Source organism: Streptomyces boetiae, from assembly GCF_031845405.1.
GTDB lineage: Bacteria > Actinomycetota > Actinomycetes > Streptomycetales > Streptomycetaceae > Streptomyces > Streptomyces boetiae.
In genome coordinates this window covers 31119-55013 of the sequence record NZ_JAVREN010000034.1, presented here as the reverse complement: position 1 = coordinate 55013, position 23895 = coordinate 31119, and the positions used below count along the sequence as shown (strand labels likewise).

General features: G+C 76.4%; 25 protein-coding genes and 1 tRNA gene. 16 read left to right on the top strand and 10 right to left on the bottom strand.

Annotated features, from left to right (window positions below; genetic code table 11):
- Nucleotides 1-94 precede the first annotated feature (94 nt).
- Together RM780_RS20465 and RM780_RS20460 are read left to right on the top strand one after the other, a co-directional pair.
- On the top strand, nt 95-829 hold the full coding sequence (locus tag RM780_RS20465) for a TetR/AcrR family transcriptional regulator (protein ID WP_311632272.1): 735 nt from the start codon (nt 95-97) through the stop codon (nt 827-829).
- Between the two features lie 244 nt (nt 830-1073).
- On the top strand, nt 1074-2165 hold the full coding sequence (locus RM780_RS20460; protein ID WP_311632271.1) for a hypothetical protein: 1092 nt from the start codon (nt 1074-1076) through the stop codon (nt 2163-2165).
- 78 nt (nt 2166-2243) lie between these two features.
- On the opposite strand, the gene RM780_RS20455 is transcribed toward RM780_RS20460, so the two are convergent.
- On the bottom strand, nt 2244-3494 hold the full coding sequence (locus tag RM780_RS20455; RefSeq protein WP_311632270.1) for a lipase family protein: 1251 nt from the start codon (nt 3492-3494) through the stop codon (nt 2244-2246).
- A gap of 312 nt (nt 3495-3806) precedes the next feature.
- On the opposite strand from RM780_RS20455, the gene RM780_RS20450 reads away from it, so the two are divergent.
- Nucleotides 3807-5093: a pyridoxal phosphate-dependent aminotransferase gene (locus RM780_RS20450; RefSeq protein ID WP_311632269.1), complete on the top strand. Its 1287-nt coding sequence runs from the start codon at nt 3807-3809 to the stop codon at nt 5091-5093.
- A gap of 47 nt (nt 5094-5140) precedes the next feature.
- On the opposite strand, the gene RM780_RS20445 is transcribed toward RM780_RS20450, so the two are convergent.
- On the bottom strand, nt 5141-6079 hold the full coding sequence (locus RM780_RS20445) for a MurR/RpiR family transcriptional regulator (protein WP_311632268.1): 939 nt from the start codon (nt 6077-6079) through the stop codon (nt 5141-5143).
- A 106-nt stretch (nt 6080-6185) separates the two neighbouring features.
- Between RM780_RS20445 and RM780_RS20440 the strand changes: the two genes are divergently transcribed.
- From RM780_RS20440 to RM780_RS20430, 3 genes are read left to right on the top strand one after another with little or no spacing between them, the layout of a single operon-like run.
- A complete protein-coding gene (locus RM780_RS20440; RefSeq protein WP_311632267.1) occupies nt 6186-6818 on the top strand; it encodes a hypothetical protein in 633 nt (210 codons plus the stop codon).
- Nucleotides 6815-8059, top strand: a complete 1245-nt coding sequence (locus RM780_RS20435) for an FAD-dependent monooxygenase (RefSeq protein ID WP_311632266.1) — start codon at nt 6815-6817, stop codon at nt 8057-8059. The genes RM780_RS20440 and RM780_RS20435 overlap by 4 nt, the downstream gene beginning before the upstream one ends.
- Nucleotides 8037-9077, top strand: coding sequence for a UbiA family prenyltransferase (locus RM780_RS20430; protein ID WP_311632265.1), 1041 nt, complete (start codon nt 8037-8039; stop codon nt 9075-9077). The genes RM780_RS20435 and RM780_RS20430 overlap by 23 nt, the downstream gene beginning before the upstream one ends.
- Before the next feature lie 16 nt (nt 9078-9093).
- Here RM780_RS20430 and RM780_RS20425 read toward each other — a convergent pair whose 3' ends face one another.
- Genes RM780_RS20425 through RM780_RS20415 form a run of 3 tightly spaced genes read right to left on the bottom strand, consistent with a single transcriptional unit; the run spans nt 9094 to nt 13483 of the window.
- Complete coding sequence (locus RM780_RS20425; RefSeq protein WP_311632264.1) at nt 9094-12048, bottom strand: AfsR/SARP family transcriptional regulator; 2955 nt, start codon at nt 12046-12048, stop codon at nt 9094-9096.
- Nucleotides 12045-12719 carry an AfsR/SARP family transcriptional regulator gene (locus tag RM780_RS20420; RefSeq protein WP_311632263.1) on the bottom strand — a complete coding sequence of 225 codons (675 nt, stop codon included), beginning with the start codon at nt 12717-12719 and terminating at the stop codon, nt 12045-12047. The genes RM780_RS20425 and RM780_RS20420 overlap by 4 nt, the downstream gene beginning before the upstream one ends.
- A complete protein-coding gene (locus tag RM780_RS20415; protein WP_311632262.1) occupies nt 12716-13483 on the bottom strand; it encodes an AfsR/SARP family transcriptional regulator in 768 nt (255 codons plus the stop codon). Before RM780_RS20415 ends, RM780_RS20420 begins: the two co-directional genes overlap by 4 nt.
- A gap of 385 nt (nt 13484-13868) precedes the next feature.
- Between RM780_RS20415 and RM780_RS20410 the strand changes: the two genes are divergently transcribed.
- The 4 genes from RM780_RS20410 to RM780_RS20395 all read left to right on the top strand — a co-directional run bounded on the left by RM780_RS20410 (nt 13869) and on the right by RM780_RS20395 (nt 16883).
- Nucleotides 13869-14066 carry a hypothetical protein gene (locus RM780_RS20410; protein WP_311632261.1) on the top strand — a complete coding sequence of 66 codons (198 nt, stop codon included), beginning with the start codon at nt 13869-13871 and terminating at the stop codon, nt 14064-14066.
- A gap of 188 nt (nt 14067-14254) precedes the next feature.
- The gene (locus RM780_RS20405) at nt 14255-15679 is read left to right on the top strand and encodes a M28 family peptidase (RefSeq protein WP_311632259.1); all 1425 of its coding nucleotides are present in this window, start codon (nt 14255-14257) and stop codon (nt 15677-15679) included.
- 131 nt (nt 15680-15810) lie between these two features.
- Complete coding sequence (locus RM780_RS20400; protein WP_311632258.1) at nt 15811-16107, top strand: type II toxin-antitoxin system VapB family antitoxin; 297 nt, start codon at nt 15811-15813, stop codon at nt 16105-16107.
- Nucleotides 16108-16214: 107 nt separating this feature from the next.
- Complete coding sequence (locus RM780_RS20395; protein ID WP_311632257.1) at nt 16215-16883, top strand: LytR C-terminal domain-containing protein; 669 nt, start codon at nt 16215-16217, stop codon at nt 16881-16883.
- Nucleotides 16884-16930: 47 nt separating this feature from the next.
- On the opposite strand, the gene upp is transcribed toward RM780_RS20395, so the two are convergent.
- Nucleotides 16931-17566, bottom strand: coding sequence for a uracil phosphoribosyltransferase (gene upp / locus RM780_RS20390; protein WP_311632256.1), 636 nt, complete (start codon nt 17564-17566; stop codon nt 16931-16933).
- Nucleotides 17567-17930: 364 nt separating this feature from the next.
- On the opposite strand from upp, the gene RM780_RS20385 reads away from it, so the two are divergent.
- The 5 genes from RM780_RS20385 (at nt 17931) to RM780_RS20365 (ending at nt 21276) form a co-directional block, all read left to right on the top strand.
- Nucleotides 17931-18470, top strand: coding sequence for a tRNA adenosine deaminase-associated protein (locus tag RM780_RS20385; RefSeq protein WP_311632255.1), 540 nt, complete (start codon nt 17931-17933; stop codon nt 18468-18470).
- Nucleotides 18470-18970 (top strand): tRNA adenosine(34) deaminase TadA, encoded by a 501-nt coding sequence (gene tadA / locus RM780_RS20380; protein ID WP_311632254.1) that lies wholly within the window; start codon nt 18470-18472, stop codon nt 18968-18970. Before RM780_RS20385 ends, tadA begins: the two co-directional genes overlap by 1 nt.
- 35 nt (nt 18971-19005) lie before the next feature.
- A tRNA-Ser gene (locus tag RM780_RS20375) sits at nt 19006-19092 on the top strand.
- A 221-nt stretch (nt 19093-19313) separates the two neighbouring features.
- Nucleotides 19314-20096, top strand: a complete 783-nt coding sequence (locus RM780_RS20370; RefSeq protein ID WP_311632253.1) for an RNA polymerase sigma factor SigF — start codon at nt 19314-19316, stop codon at nt 20094-20096.
- A gap of 217 nt (nt 20097-20313) precedes the next feature.
- Nucleotides 20314-21276 carry an RNA polymerase sigma factor SigF gene (locus RM780_RS20365; protein WP_311632252.1) on the top strand — a complete coding sequence of 321 codons (963 nt, stop codon included), beginning with the start codon at nt 20314-20316 and terminating at the stop codon, nt 21274-21276.
- 96 nt (nt 21277-21372) lie between these two features.
- Here RM780_RS20365 and RM780_RS20360 read toward each other — a convergent pair whose 3' ends face one another.
- The 4 genes from RM780_RS20360 to RM780_RS20345 form a co-directional block, all read right to left on the bottom strand.
- Complete coding sequence (locus tag RM780_RS20360; protein WP_311632251.1) at nt 21373-21576, bottom strand: hypothetical protein; 204 nt, start codon at nt 21574-21576, stop codon at nt 21373-21375.
- A gap of 123 nt (nt 21577-21699) precedes the next feature.
- Nucleotides 21700-22347 (bottom strand): zf-HC2 domain-containing protein, encoded by a 648-nt coding sequence (locus tag RM780_RS20355; RefSeq protein WP_311632250.1) that lies wholly within the window; start codon nt 22345-22347, stop codon nt 21700-21702.
- Nucleotides 22344-22859 carry a sigma-70 family RNA polymerase sigma factor gene (locus RM780_RS20350; RefSeq protein WP_311632249.1) on the bottom strand — a complete coding sequence of 172 codons (516 nt, stop codon included), beginning with the start codon at nt 22857-22859 and terminating at the stop codon, nt 22344-22346. Before RM780_RS20350 ends, RM780_RS20355 begins: the two co-directional genes overlap by 4 nt.
- Nucleotides 22856-23242, bottom strand: coding sequence for a hypothetical protein (locus RM780_RS20345; protein WP_311632248.1), 387 nt, complete (start codon nt 23240-23242; stop codon nt 22856-22858). Before RM780_RS20345 ends, RM780_RS20350 begins: the two co-directional genes overlap by 4 nt.
- A gap of 143 nt (nt 23243-23385) precedes the next feature.
- On the opposite strand from RM780_RS20345, the gene RM780_RS20340 reads away from it, so the two are divergent.
- Complete coding sequence (locus tag RM780_RS20340) at nt 23386-23877, top strand: QcrA and Rieske domain-containing protein (RefSeq protein WP_311632247.1); 492 nt, start codon at nt 23386-23388, stop codon at nt 23875-23877.
- Nucleotides 23878-23895 lie beyond the last annotated feature (18 nt).

The window sequence follows — 23895 nt, the reverse complement described above, 5'->3', positions numbered from 1 at the left end:
GGGGGGGGCTTGGGGGGGGTGGGGACCGGGTGGCGAGCGGGTGGCGTTCCGGATAACGAGACTCCGCGTCTTGGAACGCGGGTATGGTGAGCCCATGACGGAGAGACCCGAGGCCCGCGCCTCCGGACCGGCCAGGACCGCGCGGGCGACGCACACCGGGCCCCCGGGGCCCGCCCCCGCCGGGCCGGGCCGCCCCGGACGGCCCCGCAGCGAGGCCGTGCGGCGCGCCATCCTGGAGGCGGCCCTGGCCGAGCTGGACCGGAAGGGTTACGCGGCGCTCACCGTGGAGGGCATCGCCGCCACGGCCGGGGCCGGGAAGCAGACGATCTACCGCTGGTGGCCCTCGAAGGCCGAGGTGGTCCTCGACGCGCTGCTCGGGCCGCCGGGCCCAGGCGGGAGCGTTCCCGCCGGGGCCGCGCAGGCCGTTGCCGCCGGGGCCGGCGCGCACGCTCGCCCCATGCCCGCCGCGGGCGTTCCTGAGCCGGCCGAGCCGGAGGCGTTTCCCGCCGGGCTCGCCGCCTTTCTGGGGGGCGCCGTGCGGGGGCGGGGGCAACGGGAGGGGCTGGCCGGGCTGCTGGCCCAGGCGCTGCTCGACCCCGGGTTCGCGGACGTCTTCCGCGAGCGCTTCCTCCTCCCCCGGCAGGCGGCGCTGGCCGGCCTCCTCGAGCGGGCGGCGGCGCGCGGCGAGATCGCCGGGGAGGCCGACCGCGACCTGCTGGCCGAGCTCCTGCACGGCCTGCTCTGGCACCGCCTGCTCCTGGGGCGCCCGCCGCTGGACGCCCCGGCGGGCCGACGCCTGGCCGCCCTGCTTGGCGCCGCGTCCGGCTGACCTGGCGCCGACCCCGCGCGCCCCCTCGCGCCCGCGCTCGCGCCCCCTCACCCCCGCCCTGGGGCCGCCTGCCCGCGACGGGCTCGGGGGGCACGGCTAGGCTCTGGCCCCTGCCCGTGACGAGGGCGGTTCCCGGCGGGCCGGCAGGCGCGGGCCGCGGAACCGCCGTCGCGTGGTGCGCGTCGTCGCGGGCGATCTCAGCGGGCGAATTCATGGGCATATCGGCGGGCGAGGGGGAAAGCCGGTGACGGAGAGGGAGTTGTACGCCGACCGGTCGTGGAGCGGGCGGGCGGCCGTGCGGCTGACCGACCGGGCGCTGACGGCGGGCGGGCGGACGATGCCGCTGGCGGAGCTGAACCTCGTGGCCACCGCGGAGGCCTACCTGCGCGGCCGGTGGCTCGGCGGGGGCGGGGCGGAACGGCCGCTGGCCGCCCTGGGGCGTGGCCGGGACGGCCGGGGCGTGGTGCCGGTGATACGGATATCCGGCTCGGTGCGCCCGGTGAAGACTCGCCGCGCGGACGAATTCGCCCGCGCCTACGGCGACTTGGCGGTGCACGTCTCCGGCGGGCCGCAGGCGGTGGCCGAGGCGGCGCGGCAGGCGGAGGCCGAGGGCGTTCCCCTGTGGATGGCGCGGCGGGCCGCGCCCGGGCCCGTGCTGGTGGCCGTGGACCGGCGGCTGGTGCGGGCGGACGTGTGGGCGACGGGCCCGGACGGCCGGGTGACGGCGGCGCGGCTGCGCGGGCCCTACGGGCTGACCGTGCGCGCGCTGCGCGCCTCCAACGAGCCGCCGCTGACGGTGACCGTCGGGGAGCGGCCGGCCCGGCTGGTGGTCCAGCGCGGCTGGCGCCGCTCCCAACGGGCCGTCGTGGTCGAGTCCTTGCTCGGGACGTGGGTGCTGCGGCGCCAGGACGGGCGTTCCTCGCGGCTCCTGCGGGAGGAGCGGCCGGTGGCGCTGATCACGCGCCCGGACCCGCGGACGCCGCGGAACGCGACGCTGCTGCCGCTGGCCGGGGTGCGGCACGAGTCTCCCGAGGCGCTGGACGCGGTGATGGCCCACTTCTTCGGCACGGTGTGCGGGCTGGGGGACGAGACGGGCACGCTGCGCTTCGGCGTGGTGCGGCCGTTGCCCGAGCCGGACGAGGAAGTGACCTGGGAGATGCCGTGGTTCACCGGCCTGGGCTCGGACTCCTCCGACTCCGGGCCCGGTGGCGGCGGGGACGGCTGGGGCAGCGGGGACGGCGGAGGGGGCGACGGCGGCAGCGGCGGGGGTGGCGGCTCCGGGGACGGCGGCGGGGGTGGCGGGGACGGCGGCGGAGGCGGAGGCGGCGGGGACTGAACGCCGGTCGCCCCGCGAGGACTTCGGCGCCGGCCGGGCAGGAGCCCGGCCGGCGTCGCCGCCCGGAGGCGCCGGGCCCTAGAACCAGCTCCCGCACGTGCTGCGCGCCGGGCGGCCGTTGAAGCGGCCCGTCAGCCACTCGGCGGAGTGCCCGGCCGCCGTCTCGGTCGCCCCGACGTGGGAGAAGAGGAACGGCAGCAGGTTGTGGATCGTGCGGAACTCCACGGTCGCGCCGCCCTCGCACCAGTCGGAGGCCAGCTCGCGGCCCAGCCGGTAGGGCACCAGGTCGTCGGTGAGCGGGTGCTCGACCAGGACGGGAACGGCCGGGGCGGTGTGGCCGATCTCCTGCTCGCGGGCGATCCGGTCGTAGGGGGCGCGTGCCAGGTGGTCGGCCAGGGAGCGGCCGTCGCGGGTGACCGTGCGGGAGTCGAGGAAGAGGTACTCGCCGCCGATCTCCATCGTGCACAGGTCGCGGATGGTCTCCAGCATCTCCAGGCCGCGGGAGTTGAGGGCCCGGGTGACCTCCAGCTCCGGGTAGGCGGCGTTCGCGGCCAGCACCGCGAGGCCGACGACCCCGCCCGCGTAGCCGCGGTCCGCCTGGCGGGCGACGGCGGCGATGTCGGTGGGCGTGGCGCCCGCGTAGACGCCCAGGAGGTTGAGGTCGGGGGCGTGGTCGGCGGCGAGTTCGGCCGCCGAGGCCGCGGCGGCGGCGCCCTGCGAGTAGCCGGTGATGGCCACGGGGCCGCGCGGGTCGAGGCCGGTGCCGCGCAGCCGCTGGGCGGCGCGCAGGGCGTCGAGGACCGCGTACCCCTGCGGCTCGCGGATCATGAACGTGTGCTCGCCCGGGGTGCCCATGCCCTCGTAGTCGGTGACGACCACGGCCATCCCGCGCTCCAGCAGCGGGTTGATGAAGATGCCGATCTGGTCGGAGAGGGAGTCGGGGCGGCCCTCGCCGGCCATCGTGCGCGAGAGCGCGCACTCGTCGCCCGCGCCGACCGTGGCCGAGCCGTAGGCGACCAGCGGGCGCGGGCCCCGGCCGGTCCAGGGCTGGTCGGGGACCAGCAGCAGGCCGGTGACGGGGATCTGCTCGCCCCGGATGTTGCGGGAGAGATACATGATCCGGGTGGCCGTGGCGCCGCCGTCCAGGTACTCCACCGGCTCGGAGCGGATCACGTCGCCGTCGCGGCCCGCGGGCAGCGGCGCGGGCGGCTGGTAGAAGCCCTCGGCCCCGGAGGCGGGTCCGCCGGCCGCGAGCGCGACCACGGCGCCCGCGGCGACCACCACGGAGGTCAGGGCGGCCACGGCACTGCGCCGCATCCTGTGAAACACGAGCGGATCCTCCCGGTCGGAACTGCCTGGAGACTGCTCGTCCGCCGGAGGCGGGTCAACACCCGCATGCGGGGAACCGTCGTTTCCTCTCAAGGCGCGGGCGCCGCATGCGCACCAAGTGAGCACGGAGGTCTACGGCGGCGCGCGGGGCGGGCGCGCTCCCGGGTTCGCGCCCCCTTGCGCGAGTGTTTGCACCGGCGAGTTACGCTGCAAGACGGATTGCACCACGTTCACAGGGGGGTCACCATGCCGACGCGGGAGCCGACGCGAGAGCCGACGGCCGCGCCGTCCGGGGCGCCGCCGGTCCCGGCCGTGCGGACGCGCCAGTCGGCGACGCTGGCCGTGGACGCGGCGCTGCGCGCCCGGCGCGCGGCCGGGGAGGACGTGCTGCACCTGGCGTTCGGGGAGGCCGGGCTGCCGGTGCCCGAGGCGGTCGCGGAGCGGCTGCGCGCCGCCGCCCGGCTCAACGGCTACGGCCCGGTGGCGGGTTCCGCGGAGGCGCGGGAGGCGGCGGCCGGCTGGTTCGGGCGGCGCGGGCTGCCCACGGACGCGGGGCGCGTGGTGTTCGCGCCCGGGAGCAAGCCCCTGCTGTACGCGCTGATCGCCGCGCTGCCCGGGGACGTGGTGCTGCCCCGCCCCTCCTGGGTCTCCTATGCCGCGCAGAGCGCGCTGGCCGGGAAGCGCGTGCACCGGGTGCCCGTCCCGGACGCGGCCGGGGGCATTCCCGACCCGGAGGCCCTGGCGGCGCTGCTGGCCCGGGAGCGGCCCGGGGTCCTCGTGCTGACCGTCCCGGACAACCCCACGGGCACCGTCGCCGGGCGCGAGGTGCTGGCCGAGGTCTGCGCGCTGGCGGAACGCCACGGGCTGGCCGTCGTCGCGGACGAGATCTACGCGGACCTGCTGCACCCCGACGGGCCCTCGCGCGCCGGGGAGGCGCCGGGGGCGCGCGGCACGGAGGGCACGCCCTCCGCCGCGGCGCTGCTGCCCGAGCGGACCGTGGTGACCACCGGGCTGAGCAAGGCGACGGCCCTGGGCGGCTGGCGCGTCGGCTTCGCGCGGGTGCCCGAGGGGCCGTGGGGCGACGCGGTGCTGGAAGAACTGACCGGCGTGGCCAGCGAGATATGGTCCGCCCTGGCCGCGCCGATGCAGGCCGCGGCGGCCTGGGTGCTGGGCGACCCGCCCGAGGTGCGCGACCACGTGGGGGCCTCCCGGCGGCTGCACGCGGCCGTGGCGCGGGCGGTGCACGCGGAGTTCACGGCCGCCGGGGCGCTGTGCCGGCCGCCGGCGGCGGGGTTCTACCTCTATCCCGACTTCGGGCCGCTGCGCGCGGAGCTGGCGGAGCGGACCGGGGTGAGCACGGGCGCGGAGCTGGCGGCGGCGCTGCTGGAGCGGCACGGGGTGGGGGTGCTGGCGGGCGCGGAGTTCGGGGACGACCCGGCGGCGCTGCGGTTCCGGGCGGCGACCAGCCTGCTCTACGGCGAGACCGAGGCGGAGCGGCGGCTGGCGCTGGGCAGCGCGGACCCCCTCGCCCTGCCGTGGATCTCCGGCGCGCTGACCCGCCTGCGCGCGGCCCTCGCGGAGGTGACCGGCCGGGCCTGAGCGCCCGCCGCCGAACGCCTGTCGCCCGGACGCCCGCTCGGCCGCGCCTACGCGGGGCGGCCGTTGTCCGTGTCGTACACGCGGAACGTCCCCAGCAGCTCCTCCTCGCGCAGCAGCTCCGAGCGCGCCCGGTGCCCGCGCGCCCGCGCGACGTCCGCCGCGAGCGCCTGCACGAGCGCCGTGAACGCCGTCAGCGAGCGCAGCACCGAGGGCCCGGAGGCGTCCACGTAGAACACCTGCCCGGCGGAGGCCGCGAGCGGCGAGGCCGGGTTGTCCGTCAGCGCCACGCAGCGCGCGCCGCGCTCCCGCGCCCAGGCCGCCGCCCGCACGGTGTCCGCCGAGTACCGGTGGATGGCGAAGGAGACGAAGCAGTCGCCGGGGCGCACGCGCCGCAGCTCGTCCGTGAGCATGCCCGCCCCGGCGTTCAGCGTGGCCACGTCCTCGCGCAGCATGCCCAGCAGGTAGCCCAGGAGGTAGGCCGGCGCGTGGCACTTGCGCAGGCCCAGGACGTGCACCCGGGGCGCCTCCGCCAGCGCGCGCACCGCCTCCTCCCAGGTGGCGGGGTCGATCCGGGCGAAGGTGCGGGTGAGGTTGGCGCGGTCCAGCGCGAGGGTGCGGTCCAGCACGCCCGCGCCCTCCTCGTCGCCGAGCTGTTCGAGGGTGCTGTACCGGCGCAGCAACTGGGCCTGTTCGCGCAGGCGCTCCCGGCACAGGCGGGTCAGGCCCGGGTAGCCCTCCAGGCCGAGCCCGGAGGCGAAGCGGACGACGGTGGCCTCGTTGACGCCCACGGCCGAGGCCAGCTCCGAGACGGTCATGAAGGCCACGCCCTCCGGGTCGGCCAGGACGCGGTCGGCCAGCAGCCGCTGCGAGCGGGTCAGCTCGGAGCGGCGGCGCTGGAGCAGGGCGAGCAGCTCGTCGAACGTCCGGGGGGCGCGCGGCGCTCCGGACGAGCCGTCCGGCGGGGGGTGCGGGGGAGGGGCGGCCATGGAGTGGATTCTCCCCCGTGTCGCCGACGCCACATGGAGCGGGGCCGTGACCTGAGGGCGGGCCGCGCGTTGGCCATTGAGGATTCCTGGCGAAAAGGAGTATCAGATGCCTGTCCCGACCCGGTATGCCCCGTTCTCGGCGGACTTCCCCCTCGATTTTCCGCTGGACGCACCCCTCGACGTGCCCCTGGACGCGGTGCTCGGCGCCGCGCTCGCCGGCACCGCCAACCCGCGCCACCGCATCCGCCGCTTCGTCTCCCCCGTCACCCGGATGCTGCTCGCCAGCGACGGCCTGACCACGACGCTGCTCGAATCCCTGGCTGGAGAACCGTTGCACCTCCAGTGCCTGGCCCAGTTACGAGCCACCGCCCGGGACGCGGGGCCGGGCGTTCCCGGGCTGCTGCGCACCGGCGAGGGCGGACCGGTCCTGCTGCGGTACTCGGCGGCCACCGTCTCGGACGGCCGGGCGCTGTCGGTCAACCACGTGGTGGCCAGGCTCGGCGTCGCGCCGGGCCTGGAGGAGTGCCTGACCAGCACCTCCATCCCGCTGGGCCCGGCCCTGCACGCGGCGGGCACCGGGCACCGCAGGACCCTGCTCGACGTCGGCCGCCGGAGCTGGCAGAGCGACGGCGGCCACGCCCGGCCCGCCTGCTACAAGACCTACCTGCTCTGGCACGGCGAGGAGCCCCTGGCGTTGATCAACGAGCTGTTCAACCCCGCAGCCGTGCCCGCCGGATGAGCCGCGCGGAGCACCGGCCCCTGGCCGCGGCCCCGCGGCGGCTGCGGACCCGGGTCGGCATCATCGGCGCGGGACCGGCGGGACTGGTGCTGGCGAACGTCCTCACGCGCGCCGGCGTGGACTGCCTGGTGGTGGAACGCGCCTCCCGCGCGCACGTCCTGGCCCGCGCCCGCGCCGGGCTGCTGGAGGACCGCACCGTGCGCGCGCTGCGCCGCCACGGGCTGGCCGGCGGCGTGCTGGCCGAGGGCGTGCGCCACGGCTGGTGCGAATTCCGCTGCCTGGGGCGCGCGGTCCGCGTGGACTACGCGGCGCACGCCGGGGGGCGCGCGCACTGGGTGTACCCGCAGCAGCGCCTGGTGGGCGACCTGCTGACGGCCCTGCCGCCGGGCGCGGAGCCGCTGTTCGGGGAGGCGGTGCGCGCGATCGAGGGCTTCGGCCAGGGCGCCGGGGAGAGCTCCGGGAAGGGGCCGGGCGCGGGCCGGGGGGGCGCGCTGCTTCTGTGCGAGAGCGGCCTGGAGATCGCCTGCGACTGGGTGGCCGGGTGCGACGGGTACCGGGGGGCCGCCCGCACGGCCCTGGCCGCGCTGCCGGCCGGAGCCCACCTGGAGCGCCGCCGCCGCCACGCCTACGACTGGCTGACCGTGCTGGCCGAGACCGACCGCCCCGCCGAGGGCGTGGTCTACGCCGTCCACCCCGAGGGCTTCGCGGGGATGATGCCGCGCACGCCCTCGCTCGTGCGCTTCTACCTCCAGTGCGCCCCGGGCGAGACGGCGGCGCACTGGCCCGCGGAGCGGATCGCGCGCCAACTGACCGCCAGGCTGGGCGACCTGCCGCTGCTGAAGGACTTCCCCGAGGTGCGGGTCCTGCGGATGCGCAGCAGCCGGATCGAGCCGCTGCGGCTCGGCCGGCTGATGCTGGCGGGCGACGCCGCGCACCTGCTGACCCCCTCGGGCGCCAAGGGCGCCAACCTCGCCATCGCGGACGCCCTCGCGCTCGCCGACGCGCTGCTCACCGGCCGGCCCGGCGCCTACGGCGCCCGCCGGCTGCCCCGGATCCGACGGGCCGCGGCCTTCTCCGAGCGGCTGCTCGGGCTGCTCCACCTGCCGCCGGGGGAGGCGGGGCCCGCCGCGCTGCGCGGCCGGCTGCACGCGTTCGAGCGCCTGGCCGGGCCCGGACCCGAGGCCGCCGCCTTCGCCCACGAATACGCCGGGAGGCCCGATGCCGACGACCGTCCGCGATGAGCGGCCCCGCGCGCCGCGCCGCGCGCGGGCCAGGGCGCTGCGCCGCGTCCGGGGGCGCCCGCTGCTCGACGCGCGCCGGCGGGCGCTGCGCGGGGTGCGGGCGCGGGTCCGGGCGCTGTACGGCTTCTCCCGGGGGACGCAGGCCACGCTCAGCGTGGCCCAGCCGCTGCTCGGCGCCATGCTGGCCACCGGCGGCACGCCTCCCCCGGGTCGGCTCGGGCTGTGCGCGGCGTGCTGCCTGGCGGGGTACTTCGCGGTCTTCGCGGCCAACGACCTGATCGACGCGCGCCTGGACAGGGAACGTTTCGCCTACCTCCGCGCGTACCAGTGCTTCGACATCGACAGCGCGGGCGGGCGGCATCCGCTGGCCCGCGGGCGGCTGCCGATGGCGGCGGCGGTCGCCTGGGTCGCCGGCCTGGGCGCGCTGGCGCTGGCGCTGGCGGCGCTGCTGTCCTGGATGTGCGCGGCGCTGCTGGCCGCGGCGGCGCTGCTGGAGGCGGTGTACTGCGCGCTGGCGCGGGTGACGCCGTTCAAGTTCCTGGTCAGCGGCGTGATGGTGGCGCTGGGGGGCTGCCTGGGCTGGTTCGCGATGACGCCGGAGGCGGACCGGCCGCTGCTGTGGCTGCTGTGCCTGTGGCTGGCGGCCTGGGAGATCGGCGGCCGGAACATCGTCAACGACTGGGCGGACGTGGAGGAGGACGTGCACCTGGGCGTGCGCACGGTCCCCGTCGTCTACGGGTACCGGGTCAGCGGCCTGCTCACCCTGGCCTGCCTGCTGGTGACGGCCGCGGCCGGGGCGGCCCTGGCCGCAGCCGCCTGGCCCTTCCCCGGCGGTGCCCTCCTCGGCGCTGCCGCGGCCCTCCTGGCCGGCCTCCACGCCCTCCTGGCCCCGGGCCTGCGCCTGCTCCGCGCCCCCGACCCGTGCAATGCCATGGCCCTCTTCAACCGCGCCAGCCTCTACCCCGTCACCACCCTCGCCATCGCGGCCTGCGGCCAGGCGGCGGCACACTGGCCCTGAAGGGGGAGCCCGCCCCTCACCCGCGCGGCACCTGGCTGTCCGCGGCGAGCAACGCCCGCGCCTCGTCGGCCTCCCGGCTGTCCAGCTCCTCGAAGATGGCCAGCGCCTCGCGCCAGCAGGTGCGAGCCCGGTCGTCCTGCCCCAGGTCGCGCAGGGCGCGGCCGAGGATCAGCAGGACGGTGCCGCGGCGCCATTCGCCGCCGATGCCCTTGAGGGCCAGGGCCTGTTCGGCGTGGGCGGCGGCCTCGGCGGGGCGTCCGTCGGCGAGGTGAACCTCGGCGATCCTGAAGTGGGTGACGCCCTCCCAGAGCCGCTGCCGGTTGTCCCGGAAGTCTTCCATGGCAGCGGCGAACTCGCTCAGCGCGTCGGCGGTCCGCCCCCTCCCGGCGAGGCAGAGCCCCAGCGTGTAGCGGGCGTTGGCCAGCCGCATCGCCGGCCCGTCCCGCGTGTAGAGGTCGATGCCCTGGCGGGCGAGGCCGATGGCGCTCTCCAGCCGGCCCGTGGCCAGGTGGACGCGGGCGAGGCTGCACAGCGCGTCAGCCTCGCCCGGCCGGTTGCCGTCCTCGCGGTAGGCGTCGATGGCGTGGTTGAGGTACGCCCCGGCCTCCGAAAGGCGGTCGCGGTAGAGGGCGATGACGCCGCGGTGGTTCAGCGCCGAGCCGATGGTCAGCAGATCGTCCGCTGCGGTGCCCAGCAGCAGGGCGCGCTGGGCCTCGGCGTCGCCCTCCCCGAAGTGGCCGGTCAGTACCGCGCCGGCCGCGAGCAGGAGGTGCGCGCGGGCCTGCGCCCGCTCGTCCCCCGTCTGCCGGGCCGCCTTGAGCAGCGTCCTCACCACCTCCTCGTACTGCACGGAGTACGCGCCCGACTCGGAGACATCGCTCGCGGCCAGCAGCGCGTCCACACCTTTCCGCAGCGTGTCCCGGCCGCCTGCCCCGGCCGCGCGGGCACAGGCGAGCAGGCATTCGGCCTCGGTGAACAGCCACTCCAGCGCCGCCCGCCGACTGGCGAACGCCAGGCCTGAGCGTCCGGTGGGCTCCAGGTGGTCGGCGGTCCGGTCGCCGGGGCGCTGGATGCGGTAGGCGGCCGTTGCCGACCCCAGGTAGTGGTCGAGGAGCCGGGAGCGGGCCGACTCGCGTTCGCTGGGGGGCTGTTCGTCGCGTTCGGCGCAGGCGCGGGCGAAGAGGCGGACGAGGTCGTGGAGGCGGTAGCGGCCGGGGGCGGCGGATTCCAGCAGGGAGGTGTCGACGAGGGATTCGAGGAGGTCTTCGGTGTCCTCGGGGTCGCGGTCCAGGAGGGCCGCGGCGGCGGCGACGGAGATGTCGGGGCCCTCGGTGAGGCCCAGCAGGCGGAAGGCGCGGGCCTGTTCGGGTTCGAGCTGGCCGTAGCCGAGTTCGAAGGTGGCCTTGACGGCCTGGTCGCCGGCCTGGAGTTCGTCCAGGCGGCGGCGTTCGTCGGAGAGCTTGCGGGCCAGGGCGGCCACGGTCCAGGTGCGGCGGGCGGCCAGGCGGGAGGCGGCGATGCGGATGGCCAGGGGCAGGAATCCGCAGGCGGCGACCACGTCCATGGCGGCCTGGCGCTCGGCGCCGACCCGGTCGGCGCCCACGATGCGGGTGAAGAGGGTCAGTGCCTCTTCCGGGCTCATCACGTCCAGGTCGACCAGATGGGCCCCGGCCAGGTCCACCATCCGCACCCGGCTGGTGATCAGCGTGGCGCAGCCGGGCGTCCCGGGCAGCAGGTGGCGGACCTGGGCGGCGTCCCGGGCGTTGTCCAGCAACGCCAGCACCCGCCGCCCGTCCAGCAACGACCGGTACAGCGCGGCGCGGTCCGCGAGGGATTCGGGCACCGCGGCATCGGGGGCGCCCAGCGCCCGGACGAACGAGCCGAGCACGGCCCGGGGATCCGCGGGGGCGGGGCCGGCGCCCTGGAGGTCGACGTAGAGCTGGCCGTCGGGAAAGTGCTCGCGCGCGGCGTGCGCCACCTGCACGGCGAGGGTGGTCTTGCCCACCCCGCCGATCCCGGCCACCGCCGAGACGGCCACCACCTGGCCGCCGGCGGTGGGCAGTTGGCGGGCCAGCTCCGCGACGAACGACGCCCGGCCGGTGAAGTCCGGGGCCGCGGCCGGGAGCTGGGCGGGCCGCACGAAGTGGAAAACGGGTGCCGCGGACGCCACCGGCGTCAGCGAGGCGTCGGCGGTGAGGATGCGCTGGTGCAGCTCCGACAGCTCCGCGCGCGGCTCCACGCCCAGCTCCTCGATCAGCAGCCGCCGGGCATCCGCGTACACCGCCAGCGCCTCGGCCTGCCGCCCGCTGCGGTACAGCGCCAGCATCAGCAGCTCCCACAGCCGCTCCCGCAGCGGGTAACGCGTGGTCAGCGCGGTCAGCTCGGAGACGGACTCGGCGTGCAGGCCCGCCTCCAGCCCGGCCTCCAGCCGCTGCTCCCGCAACGCCAGGCGCTGCTCGGCCAGCCGGGTCCGCTGCACCTGCGCCTCCGGACCCGGCACCCCGCCCAGCGCCTCGCCCTCCCACAGCTCCAGCGCCTCGCCGTAGAGCACGTGCGCCGCCGCCGGGCGCCCTGCCGCCGCGGCCCGCTCCGCCCGGGCGGCCAGCTCGGTCACCGTGTCCAGGTCCAGCTCGTCGGGCGGCCCAAGCCGCAGCGCGTAGCCGCCCGGCTCGGTGACCAGCACGTCGTTGCGCGGGGCCAGCGCGCGGCGCATGCGGGAGGCGTAGGTGCGCAGCACGGGAAGCGCCTGCGGCGGCGGGTCCTCGCCCCACAGCGCGGAGATCAGCTCATCGACGGTCGCCGTCCGGCCGCGCCGCAGCAGCAACGCCGCCAGCAGCGCGCGCTGCTGAGGGGAACCCGACGGGAGCGGCCGGTCTCCCTGCCAGGCGTGGACCGGTCCCAGCACCGCGAAACGCAGCGCGGCATGGCGCCCGGTGCTCCCCTCGCCCGTGATCCCGTCGCCGACGGTCATGGCACCCTCCACGCCGCCTGCGCCGGGCCGTCCGCGCCGCGCAGGGCCTCGGCGAGCCGGTACCGGAAGCGTTCGTCGCACGGGTGCCGGTGGAGCAGCTCCCGCAGCTCGGCGACGGCCGAGGCGTGGCACCCGGTGGCCAGGGCGGCGTCCACGCGCAGGGCGTGGGCCTCCAGGCGCTCCTCCTCCAGGAGGGAGCGCAGCTCCTCGTACGGAGACCCGCCGGCCGGACCGGCGAGGCCCGCGAACGCCGGGCCGTGCCAGAGGGCCAGCGCGGCGTCCAGCTCGCGGAGCGTGCGCCGGTGGTCGCCGTCGTGCCAGGCGGCCCAGGCGAGTTCGAGCAGCGCGGCGAACCGGTAGCTGTCCAGGGCGCTTTCTGGGATGTCCAGCCGGTATCCGCCCCGCCCGTGCCGGAGCAGCCCGGGGGCCGCCGGGCCGGCGGCGGCCAGGGACCGGCGGAGCCGGCTGACGCGGGCCTGCAGGGCGGGCACGGCCTTGGCCGGCGGGGTGTCGTGCCAGACCCGGGTGACGAGCGTCGCCGCGGGCACCTCCCGGCCGCCCGCCACCAGCAGGGCCGCCAGCAGCACGCGTTCGCGCGGCGCGGTGGGCGTGACATCCGTGCCGTCCAGGATCAGCCGGACGGGGCCCAGGACCCTGCCGTCCGCCCTCATACCCCGTCCCTCCGACCGGCGATCCGCTCCCGCTCGCGCCGCAGCCCGGCGGGGACGAGGCCGAAGTCCCGCTCCCAGCGACCGGCTTCCTCGGTGAGCAGGTGCAGCGCGCGCGCCCGGCCGCCCGAGCGGCACAGGGCGTCCGCGAGCAGGAGCACCGTGCCCTCGTCGCCCGGCTGCTGGGCGTTGAGGACGAGCAGCTCGGCGGTGGCGCGGGAGACGGCGCCGAGTTCGAGGAGGCCGCCGGCGCGGCGCTTGGCGGCGTCCTGCCGCAGGCCGGCCAGGGCATGGCGGGTGGCGACGGCGTAGGGCGAGGTGCGGAGCTCGGGGACGGGCTCGCCGCGCCACAGGGTGAGCGCGGCGTCGAAGCAGCGGACGGCGGAGGTCGTGTCGCCGCGGGCCTGCGCGGTCTCGCCGGCCGCGACCAGCCGCCGGAAGCGGGCGGAGTCCACTGCGTCCCGCCCGGCCGGCAGGGCGTAGCTGACCTGGTCGGTGTCCTCCGCGCGGTGGGTGCGGATGCGCGGCCCGCCCGCGGAGTCCAGGCATTTCCGCAGGTGGTGGACGTGCCCTTGGATCGCGGAGACGGCGGAGGCGGGGGCCGCCCCGGTGCCCCACAGCCGGTCGCGCAGCGCCGCCGTGGTCACGGCCTCCCCGGCCGCGAGCAGCAGCACCGCGAGCACGGCGCGGCTCTGCGGGCGCGGCGGCAACGAGACGGGGAAGCCCCCGGCAACGGCCTCGATCGGGCCAAGCAGGCGGAACTGCACGGGAGTTACCGTAGCACCGCGTTCAGTTCGCGTTAAGTGGCCTGTCAGGACCGGCCGTCCGGTGCGTACATCGTTTGTATAGGGACGGCTGGAACACTGATCCCCCAGGCATGCCGTGACCTGCCTAGTCCGGCGCCGAGACAAGGTCCCCGGGTGTGGTAGCCCGGGGTCCTCGTCATGCCCTGCCCCTTTCCGGCCCCCCTCCCTGCGCCGGCAACTCTGGCTGAGCCCGCCCTACTTGAGCTACCGTCAGCTCAGCGCCTGCCCCTCGTGGCCCGTGCGGTCCCCGCCCTACCACACCTTGCGGGGACCGGCCGACACGCGCCGTCGCGGCGCATGCGCCACCGGACTAGGCAGATCTCACGAAAGCGCAGGTTCAGGCCGCATGCCCACGAATTCCTCGTTGGGGCTGCTGGCCGGGGTGGTCGTCATCCTGGCCTTCTTCGCCCTCCTCGGCTATGTCGTCACCGTGCTCCGCGCCGCCCCGGGCCTGCCCCGGGTGCTGGTCGCGCTCGGTGTGCTGTTCGGCGCGCTGCCCGCCGTCGTCTACGCGCTCTTCCAGGCCTTGGGCGGGGGCGCCTGACGGGGGGCCGTCAGCCCAGCAGGGCCGCCGTGGGGGTGAGGGCCGCGACGGGGAGGAGGGCGGTCAGGAGGACCGACTCGTGGGCCGGGCGCCGGCCGCGCGTCGCGACACGCCCGCAGCGGGGCCACACGCCGGGCTCGCCCCCGATGCGTCCATTACTCCTATGACTCCATATATCGTCCGATTTCATGCCCCGCCTTCCGCTGGCCCTGGCCGCCGCCCCCTTCGCCGTCGCCGCCCTCGCGCCCCTGGCCCTCGCCGCCCCCGCCCCTGCCGATGCCCCGCCGCCCTCGTTCGCGCCGGGGCCCGCCGGGAGCGGCGAGGCGCTGGCCGCCTCCCTGGCCGCGCGCACCACGGGCGAGGGGGCCCGCCGCCACCTCGCCGCCTTCCAGCGGATCGCGGACGCCAGCGAGGGCAACCGCGCCGCCGGCACGCCCGGCCACGAGCGTTCCGCCGCCTACGCCGGGGCGCTGCTGGAGCGCGCCGGGTACCGGGTGACCTACCAGCGCTTCGACTTCCCCTACCGCGAGCCGCTGACCGAGCGGCTGACCGTGCTGGGGCCGGACTCCCGGGAGGTGGAGGTGCGGGTGCTGTCGTACTCGCCGCGCACCGAGCCGGGCGGGACGGTCGCCGCGCTGGCCGCGGCGGCGGGCCCCGGCACCGGCTGCTCCCCCGCGGACTTCTCGCCCGCCGCGCACCGCGGCCGGATCGCCCTGATCACCCGCGGCACCTGCACCTTCGCGGAGAAGCTGGAGAACGCCGCGGCGGCCGGGGCCGTGGGCGCCCTCTTCGCCAACAGCGTTCCCGGCGAGCTGCGCGGCACCCTGGGCGCGGAGGGCGCCATCCCGGCCGGCGGGGTCAGCCAGGAGGACGGCCGGGCGCTGGCCGCCGAGCTGGCCGCCGGCCGCGAGGTGACGGTCCGCCTGGAGCTGGAGGAGCTGGCCGAGGAGCGCAGCACCGTCAACGTCCTGGCCGAGACCCGCGGCGGCGATCCCTCGCGGGTGGTGATGGCCGGCGCCCACCTGGACTCCGTCCCCGACGGCCCCGGGATCAACGACAACGGCTCGGGCGCGGCCGGGGTGCTGGAGACCGCGCTGCGGCTGGCCGGGGCGGACCCGGCGGGGCGGCACCCGCACCGGGTGCGCTTCGCCCTGTGGTCCGCCGAGGAGGCCGGGCTGCTGGGCTCGGAGCACTACGTCGGCGGCCTGGAGGAGTCCGAGCGGGAGGACATCGCGCTCTACCTCAACTTCGACATGATCGGCTCCCCGAACTACGGCCTGTTCGTCTACGACTCGCCGGTGGGCGAGGAGCTGAGCGGCTTCCTGGGCGCGCGGGGCATGGAGACCTCGCCCACGCCGTTCAACGGCCGCAGCGACTACGGCCCGTTCGTAGCCGCGGGCATCCCGGCAGGGGGGACGTTCACCGGCGCGGAGGGCCTGAAGTCGCCGGAGGAGGCCGGGCGTTGGGGCGGCAGCGCGGGGGAGGCGTACGACCCCTGCTACCACCGCGCCTGCGACGACCTGGAGAACGTCAGCACCGCCGCGCTGGACGCCAACGTCCGGGTCATCGCGCACGCCGTGGGCCGTTACGCCTGGGAATCACCCCCGGCGTGAGGGGCCCTCACGCGCGCGCCCCCGGCGCGCGCCCAGTGCCCCGGCGATTGACACCTTCGGCGCCGATTGCCCGGATTCCACGGCCCGCCGCGAGGCTGCGTCGGAAGCGTCCCGCCCGGTAGGCTCTCCGTGTGATCTTCAAGCGCATCGGCAACGGACGGCCGTACCCTGACCACGGCCGGGAGCACACCCGGCAGTGGGCAGACGTGGCCCCGCGCCCGGTGCGCCTGGACCAGCTGATCACGACCAAGCAGCAGCTCGACCTGGAGACCCTGCTCGCGGAGGACTCCACCTTCTACGGCGACCTCTTCGCGCACGTCGTCAAGTGGCAGGGGGACCTCTATCTGGAGGACGGGCTGCACCGCGCGGTGCGCGCCGCGCTTCAGCAGCGGCAGGTGCTGCACGCACGCGTGCTCGAACTGGACTGAGCCCGAACGGCCCCGACGGGCGCCGCGGATTGCCCCGTTCGGGTCGGCCGGGCCGTGCGGTTGATCATTTAGTAGGCGACCGGCTTCCGTCTGACTACGCTGCGCCCATGAGCATGTTGACGCCCCCCGGCATGGGCGGCAAGAAGTTCCGCGTGACGGGCCGGCGGTATCCCCGGATGCGCCGCCGCCGGCACCGCGGCCGGATCGTTCTCGCCCTCGTCGCCTCCGTCACCGTGCTCGGGCTGCTCGGCTACGGCACCGTGCAGCTGGTCGACGTCTTCTCCTCGGGCGGCGAGGGCGGCGGGGCTCCCCGCACGCAGGCCGGGGCCCGCGCGGCGAACGAGCGGGACTGCACCACGCCAACCCGCGACGGAGGGCAGGAGCCGCCGCGCCTGCCCGCCCCCCGCAGCATCACCGTCAACGTCTACAACGCCACCCAGCGCACCGGCCTGGCCCAGGAGACCGCCGACGCCCTGGAGGAGCGCGGCTTCACGATCGGGGACGTGGACAACGCGCCCGAGGACCTGGACGGGCGTGTGGAGGCGCCGGGCCTGCTGCTCGGCTCGGCCGCCGCCCGGGAGGCCGGGGCGCTCTCGGTGCTCGGGGCGCAGCTGGAGGGCGCGCAGACCCGCGAGCGCGGAAACGGCGAGGACCCGGGTCCGGAGGTCGTGGACCTGGTGATCGGGGAGGACTTCAGCGGGCTGGCCGCCGCGCGGGAGGCCGAGCGGCGCCTGGCCGCCCTGGCCGGGGCCGACGCCTCGCCCGGCACCTGCTGAGCGGCTGCCGCCGAACGGCCGCTCGGCCACCGTCCCGGAACGGCCGCTCAGCCCACCGTCCCGTACATCCGGTCCCCGGCGTCGCCCAGGCCCGGGACGATGAAGCCCTGTTCGTTCAGCCGCTCGTCCAGGGCGCCCGTCACCACCGTCACCGGCGCGCCGGCCAGCTCCGCCTCCAGCCGCTCCACGCCCTCGGGCGCGGCCAGCAGGCAGATCGCGGTCACGTCGTCGGCGCCCCGCCGGATCAGCTCCTTGACCGCGGCCACGAGCGTGCCGCCGGTGGCCAGCATGGGGTCCAGGACGTAGACCTGACGGCCGGACAGGTCCTCGGGCATGCGGTTGGCGTACGTCGAGGCGGCCAGCGTCGCCTCGTCGCGGATCATCCCCAGGAACCCCACCTCGGCGGGGGGCAGCAGGCGCACCATGCCGTCGAGCATGCCCAGGCCCGCCCGTATGATCGGCACGACCAGCGGGCGCGGGTGGGACAGCCGCACCCCGGTGGTCGGAGCCACGGGCGTGGCGATGTCGACCAGCTCGGTGCGGACGTCGCGGGTCGCCTCGTAGGCGAGAAGGGTGACCAACTCGTCGGCCAGCCGCCGGAAGGTGGGGGAATCGGTGCGCTCGTCGCGCAGGGTGGTGAGCTTGTGCGCGACCAGCGGGTGGTCGACGACGTGGATCCGCATGGGCCGACAGTATCGAACAGGACTGACACTCCTAGACTGACCGGCTGGTTTCGTCGTGAGCGTCGCTGTCCACAGCCGGTGGACAAAGGGCCGCGGCGGCGTGGAGAGTGGAGCGAGGAGGGAGGAGAAGGCATATGCCGCACCGTGCCGGGGTCGTCGTGTAGAGCCGCCCGGAGCACACCGGGATCCGTGACCCGGGATCCCCGCCGCAGGCCGGAGGCGACCGCCGGCCCCGGGCCGGGGAGGAGGCCGCACGGACCTTGCGTTGGTCAGCTGCCGAGTCACCTGCCGTGTTACCCGACAGCGCACCCCTTATCTGCCACGATGCCAAGTGGCACTGCCGAACCGAGTGGGGAGAGTCACGGTGTACTTCACCGCACTGCTCGCGCGGACCGATGACGGTTGGGAAGCGAGTGATAGAGAGCTCGATGACGTGGAGAGCCTCGACGAGCTGGCCGAGTTGGCCCGCGAGGCTGCCCCCGACGACGAGACGGTTCTCGTCTGCATCGAGCAGGAAGGCGCCTGGTTCGCGCTCGTCCGCGTGGACGGCGAGGACGACCCGCGGATCTTCGTCTCCGACGCGGCGCGTGCCATGCGCAGCGCCTACGGGGAGATCCTGCTCACCGACGACCTGCTGGGCAGGGAGCCGGAGGACACGGGCGTCCTGGACCGGCTCGTCGACCTGGACGGGACCGAGGACGGCGCCGTCGAGGAGATCGCGGAGGACGAGGACCGGCCCGGGGCCGGCGGAGACGCGGTGCCCAGCGGCCCGCTGGGCGACGCCGACCTGCTGGCCGACCTGGGGATCGACGCCAGCACCGTGCTGAAGCTGACCCCGGACGACGCCCTCGGCGAGATCGCGGAGGCCCTGGGCGCAGCCGACGTTCTGGAGGCGGTCCGGTAGTGACGGCGAGGGATCCGGCGCCGGCCACGCCGGATCCGTTGCGCGACCCCTGGCGGCCGGCGATGCGCCGCGCGCTGGCCGAGGCCACCGCCGCCCGCGCGACGGGGGACGTGCCCGTCGGGGCCCTGGTGCTGGGCCCCGGCGGACCCGCGGGCCCCGTCCTGGGGGCGGGCCGCAACGAGCGCGAGGCGTCCGGCGACCCCACCGCCCACGCCGAGGTGCTGGCCCTGCGCGCCGCCGCCCGCGAGCTGGGCGCCTGGCGGCTCGAGGGGTGCACGCTGGTGGTCACGCTGGAGCCGTGCACCATGTGCGCCGGCGCGAGCGTGCTCGCCCGGGTGGACCGGATCGTCTTCGGGGCGCACGACCTCAAGGCGGGCGCCGCGGGCTCCCTGTGGGACGTGGTCCGCGACCGGCGCCTCAACCACCGCCCCGAGGTGATCGGCGGCGTCCTGGCCCCCGACTGCGGCAGCCTGCTGACCGCCTTCTTCCGCTCCCGCTGACCGGGCACGGCCCCGGGTGGGATAGGCTTCCTCCCGGTAGCGTGTCCGAGCGGCCTAAGGAGCTCGCCTCGAAAGCGAGTGTGGGGGCAACTCCACCGAGGGTTCAAATCCCTCCGCTACCGCTCTCCGGGCCCGGCCCGCCACCCACGGCGGCCGGGCCCCTTTGCTGTGCGCCCGGCAGGGCGCCCGCCGTTCCGCCGCGCGCCCGCCGCGGGCGTTGCCCCTGCTTATCCCCGGAATGCGAACAACACGGGAATTCCGGGTGCTTGCACCTGGCTGACATGTGTTGTGATGCTATGACTGCTTTTGCCTTCTGGGACAGCCGTGAAGGGGTGGTCGGCGGGTGGCGGCGACGCGGAGCCGGGGCGCCAGGACGCGGGCGCTCACCCAGGCCCTCTTCGAGCGTCTCGCCTCCTGCGAGCCCGGGACCGCGGAGCACGCCCGGGTCCGGGGGGCGCTGATCGAGGCCAACCTGCCGCTCGTGCGCTACGTGGCCGTCCGGTTCAGCGGGCGGAACGAGCCGCTGGAGGACATCGTCCAGGTCGGGACCATCGGGCTGATCCACGCCATCGACCGGTTCGACCGCGACCGGGGCGTGCAGTTCCCCACCTTCGCGCTGCCGACCATCCTCGGGGAGATCCGCCGCCACTTCCGCGACAGCGTCCGCACGCTGCACGTCCCGCGCCGCCTGCACGAGCTGTGGGCGCGGGTGCGGGCCGCCGCGGAGGAGCTGACGGCGGTGCTGGAACGTTCGCCCACGCCCGCGGAGATCGCCGAGCGGCTGGCCGTGCCCGAGGAGGACGTGCTGGCCAGCTTCGACGCCGGGCGCGCCTACCGGGTGTCCTCGCTGGACGCGGCGCGCGAGCCCGAGGAGGGCGCCCCCGGGCTGGTGGACCGGGTCGGCTACGAGGACCCGGGCCTGGCCGGCGTCGAGCACCGGGCCCTCGTGCGGCACTTGCTCGTGCAACTGCCCGAGCGGGAGCGGCGCATCCTGCTGATGCGCTACTACCGCGACCTGACGCAGTCCCAGATCAGCGCGGAGCTCGGCGTCTCGCAGATGCACGTGTCGCGCCTCATGGCGCGCAGCTTCACCCGTCTGCGCTCCGCAAATCCGCTCGACGCCTAAGCCTCAAGGGCGATCCAGAAAGTCTCCAACTCCGGGAACTCCCACATCAGCCGTGCCGTTTTATCGACATGAAGCTACGTCGCGTTGATGACTTGTGACATTCTGTCGGAGCCGCGTTTGCCATGGCGGCAGGACCGGTATCCACGAGAGGGCGGCTTCTCTCAGACGTCACACCACAGCGCGCCGCCGCGATTCGTCCACGACCTAAGGGGGTGGCATGTCCGTAGAACTGGGCAGCTCCAAGGTGCTCACCACGACCGGCACGCCGCACGTTCCCGCGCAGCACGTACCCTCACTGCCGCACGACGCCGCCGAGCCCGGCCCGGTGACGGACGCGGTCCCCGCCCTCCCGGACGCGGCCCCCGCCACCCCGGACGCGGCGCCGGCCCTCCCCGGCACGGCCCCCGGGGCGGCCGGCCTCGACACCCGCACCCTCTCGCGCTCCCTCTTCCAGCGGCTCGCGGCCCTGGACGCGGACAGCCCCGAGCGGGGCTACGTGCGGGACACTCTCATCGAGCTGAACCTGCCGCTGGTGCGCTACGCCGCCGCCCGGTTCCGCAGCCGGAACGAGCCGATGGAGGACATCGTCCAGGTCGGCACGATCGGGCTGATCAAGGCGATCGACCGGTTCGACTGCGACCGGGGCGTGGAGTTCCCCACGTTCGCGATGCCGACGGTCGTCGGCGAGATCAAGCGGTTCTTCCGCGACACCTCCTGGTCGGTGCGGGTGCCGCGCCGCCTCCAGGAGCTGCGCCTGGCCCTGACGAAGGCCAGCGACGAGCTGTCCCAGCGACTGGACCGCTCCCCCACCGTTCCCGAGCTGGCCGCCTGCCTCGGCGTCTCCGAGGACGAGGTCGTGGACGGCCTCGCCGTGGGCAACGCCTACACGGCCAGCTCCCTTGACTCCCCCTCCCCCGAGGAGGACGGCGGCGAGGGCTCGCTCGCCGACCGCCTGGGGTACGAGGACAGCGCCCTGGAGGGCGTGGAGTACCGCGAGTCCCTCAAGCCCCTGCTGGCCAGGCTGCCCGCCCGCGAGCGGCGGATCATCATGCTCCGCTTCTTCGGCAACATGACCCAGTCGCAGATCGGCGAGGAGGTCGGCATCTCGCAGATGCACGTCTCCCGGCTGCTGACGCGCACGCTCGCGCAGCTACGCGAGGGCCTGACCGCCGAGGAGTGACCGGCCCGGGCCGGCGCGCCGCCCTCCCGCGCGGGAGGCATGCGCCCCGCCGGTCCGGGAAAACGCCCGCGGCGGGCCGGCCCGTGCAGCCGGCCGTCAGCCGAGGGCGAGCCAGACCAGGCCGATCACCACGGCCACCGCGAGCACGGCGCCGAGGATCACGCCGGGCCGCACGCCGCCGCTTCCGCCGCCGCGCTCGGAGCGCTGCGGGGCGGACGTGTCGTTGACGAATGCCTGGAACATCTGGGTGCTGCCCGCCGGGTCCTGATCCGGGCCGGGGGCCTGGGGGTTGTGCGCCATGCCTGCCGACCCTAGCGCAGCCCGCCCGGGAGCGTACCGGGGCCGGGGCAAGTGTCCGGCCGTCCGGCCCGGGGGCGTTGCTCACACGCCGCTCCAGCCGCGTTCCCGGGCGGAGCGTTCCGTTCAAGGGGTGAGGCGCAGGACCGCCGTGCCGTCCGGGGTGCGGACCTCCAGGGCCGCGATGGACGCGCGGGGCAGGGGGGTGCCCACCGCCAGCTCAGCCGTGTCGCCCGGAAGGGCGTGCCAGCGCGCGAGTTCGGCCGCAGCGCCCTCGCGGTCCAGCGCCACCAGCACGTAGTCGCCGCCGTACGCCCCGTCGTAGCGGCACTCCATCTCCACCCGCGTCCCGCCCGCCGCGTCGGCCAGGGCGACGCTGGCCCGCACCGGGTAGGGCCCCAGCGCGGTCATCGCCGCGCCCGCACTTCCGTTCCCGCCCGGGTCGTTCACGAAGGCGAACGCCAGTGCCAGGCAGGCCGCGAGCGCGGCCACCCCCGCCGCCGCGCCGGTCAGCCGCCGGCGCCGCCTCCGCCGCTCCCCTGCCACGCGGGAGGCCAGGCCGGGCAGCAGGGACGGCGGAACGGCCTCGGCCGCGGGCTCCGCGGCGCCGGCGCCGTCCAACAGGGCGGGCAGGGTGGCCAGTTCGGCGACCGCGCGGGCGCAGTCCGGGCAGCCGGCGAGGTGGGCTGCGAACGCCTCCCGCTCGGCCGGCGCGAGGGCGCCGAGGACGTAGGCCGCGTCCAGCCGCCGGAAGGGGTGGTCCCGGTCGGTCACGGGGTCACCCCCTTCTCCTCCAGCACCAGGCGCAGGGCGCGCAGCGCGTAGTGCGTGCGGGACTTGACCGTGCCCTCGGCCACGCCGAGCCGGCCGGCCGCCTCCGCGACCGAGAGGCCCTGGAAGTAGCACAGCTGGAGCACCTCCCGGTGGCGGCCGGAGAGTTCGTCCAGCGCCTCGGCCACCAGCCAGCCCTGGAGAGCGCGTTCGGTGTCGTCCGGGGCGGCGTGCTCGGGGGGCGCGTCGGTGGTGATCTCGGCGCGCGCGGCGGCCGAGCGCCAGGTGTCGATGACGATGCGCCGCGCGACGGTGAACAGCCAGGCGCGCGCGGAGCGCGTGGACTGGTCGAGCACCTCCGGGTTGCGCCAGGCGCGCAGCAGGGTCTCCTGGGCGACGTCCTCCGCCCTGGCCCGGTCCCCGCCCGTCAGCCGCAGGGCGAACGACCACAGCGCGGCGGCGTGTTCCTCGTGCAGCGCGCGCATCAGCTCCTCCTCGGCGTCGCCGCGCCTCACCGGCGGGCCCGGCGGCGGATCAGCAGGAGAAGGACCCCGGCCAGCAGGCAGGCCGCCTCCGTCACCACGCCCCACGTCTCCTCCGGGGTCCTGAACTGCTCGCGCACGCCGAGGAATCCGGTGGTCAGCGAGGCCGCGTACGCGAGCAGCGTCGCCGCCCCGAACCCGGCCGTTCCCAGCTCCGGCAGCCAGTGCCCGCGCCAGGCCAGGACCGCCGCCGCGAGCACGGGGCCCGCCACGGCGTTGACCAGGAACAGCTCGCCGACCACCGGCTCGTCGCGCGCCCAGTCCTGCCAGACCACCAGGTGGATCCACGCCGAGCCGAGCAGCCCCAGGGCCGCCGCCGCCCGCAGCGCCCAGCCCGCCGTTGCCTCCATGGCCACCGCCCCCTCGCCTCGCCTCGCATCGCCTCGGACCGCCGCGCGCCGCCTCGCGCGCGAAGGACTCTCCCGGGAACACGGGGCGGGGGCCGCGGCGGTTCACCGGGACGTTGAACCCGGCGGCCGGTCGTCTCGTTTCCCCGGGTATGACGACGATGCCACGGCCCGCGCGCCGCACGCTCCTGACCGCCTCCGCCGCCTCCGCCGGCGCCCTCGCCCTGACGGCCTGCGGGAGCGGGGGCGACGAGGGCCCGGAGGGCCGGGAGGGCGGCGAGGGCCAGGAAGGTGCCGAAGGCGGCGGGGGCGGTGACGGCCGCGAGGAGGAGCAGCCCGGGGCGGGCGGCGCGCTGATCGGACTGGACGAGGTGCCGGTCGGCCAGGCCACGGAGGCCACCGCCCCGGACGGCAGCCGGGCGCTGGTCTTCCGCGCCGACGGGACGACGGTGGCCGCCTTCGGGACGGTCTGCACGCACCAGGGCTGCGCGGTCCAGCCGGACGGGGACCGGCTGCACTGCCCCTGCCACGACTCCGTGTTCGACGCGGCCACCGGCGAGGTCCTGGAGGGCCCGGCGGACCGCCCCCTGCCGGCCGTTCCGGTCCGGATCGAGGGGCAGCAGATCGTGGTGGTGGAGGGGTAGGGCGCCCGGCTCAGCGGG

Bases quoted from the DNA above. Each gene is read 5' to 3' on its own strand.
- RM780_RS20465 (WP_311632272.1), top strand. From the start codon at position 95: ATGACGGAGAGACCCGAGGCCCGCGCCTCCGGACCGGCCAGGACCGCG.
- RM780_RS20445 (WP_311632268.1), bottom strand. From the start codon at position 6,079: ATGGCCGCCCCTCCCCCGCACCCCCCGCCGGACGGCTCGTCCGGAGCG.
- RM780_RS20440 (WP_311632267.1), top strand. From the start codon at position 6,186: ATGCCTGTCCCGACCCGGTATGCCCCGTTCTCGGCGGACTTCCCCCTC.
- RM780_RS20435 (WP_311632266.1), top strand. From the start codon at position 6,815: ATGAGCCGCGCGGAGCACCGGCCCCTGGCCGCGGCCCCGCGGCGGCTG.
- RM780_RS20430 (WP_311632265.1), top strand. From the start codon at position 8,037: ATGCCGACGACCGTCCGCGATGAGCGGCCCCGCGCGCCGCGCCGCGCG.
- RM780_RS20425 (WP_311632264.1), bottom strand. From the start codon at position 12,048: ATGACCGTCGGCGACGGGATCACGGGCGAGGGGAGCACCGGGCGCCAT.
- RM780_RS20420 (WP_311632263.1), bottom strand. From the start codon at position 12,719: ATGAGGGCGGACGGCAGGGTCCTGGGCCCCGTCCGGCTGATCCTGGAC.
- RM780_RS20410 (WP_311632261.1), top strand. From the start codon at position 13,869: ATGCCCACGAATTCCTCGTTGGGGCTGCTGGCCGGGGTGGTCGTCATC.
- RM780_RS20405 (WP_311632259.1), top strand. From the start codon at position 14,255: ATGCCCCGCCTTCCGCTGGCCCTGGCCGCCGCCCCCTTCGCCGTCGCC.
- RM780_RS20395 (WP_311632257.1), top strand. From the start codon at position 16,215: ATGAGCATGTTGACGCCCCCCGGCATGGGCGGCAAGAAGTTCCGCGTG.
- upp (WP_311632256.1), bottom strand. From the start codon at position 17,566: ATGCGGATCCACGTCGTCGACCACCCGCTGGTCGCGCACAAGCTCACC.
- RM780_RS20365 (WP_311632252.1), top strand. From the start codon at position 20,314: ATGTCCGTAGAACTGGGCAGCTCCAAGGTGCTCACCACGACCGGCACG.
- RM780_RS20360 (WP_311632251.1), bottom strand. From the start codon at position 21,576: ATGGCGCACAACCCCCAGGCCCCCGGCCCGGATCAGGACCCGGCGGGC.
- RM780_RS20340 (WP_311632247.1), top strand. From the start codon at position 23,386: ATGACGACGATGCCACGGCCCGCGCGCCGCACGCTCCTGACCGCCTCC.